1 protein-coding gene is annotated in these 283 nt (G+C 66.1%); it reads right to left on the reverse strand.

The genetic code is table 11. The annotated features are described in order from the left end of the window. Positions 1 to 283 (reverse strand): transposase (locus Q1B08_RS21855; protein WP_299823614.1); only part of this gene is annotated, 283 nt, incomplete at both ends.

The following is a 283-nucleotide window of genomic DNA, read 5'->3' on the forward strand; positions in this document are numbered from 1 at the left end:
GGTGTCCATTGCCAGGTGGACCTTGCGCCATTGGCGTCGGCCCTGAGACCCATGCTTGCGGGTCTGCCACTCCCCGTCGCCGAGGAACTTGATGCCGGTGCTGTCCACCAGGAGGTTCAGGGGACCGTCGGCACGGCGGTAGGGGAGCTGCACTGCCAAGGTCTTCTGTCTGCGGCACAGGGTGCTGAAGTCGGGGACGGACCAGTCCAGCCCCGCCAGCCGGAGCAGGCTGGCCACCATGCCCGCAATCTGCCGCAAAGGCATCTTGAACAGCACCTTGACC

Source organism: uncultured Jannaschia sp. (assembly GCF_947494025.1).
Lineage (GTDB): Bacteria > Pseudomonadota > Alphaproteobacteria > Rhodobacterales > Rhodobacteraceae > Jannaschia.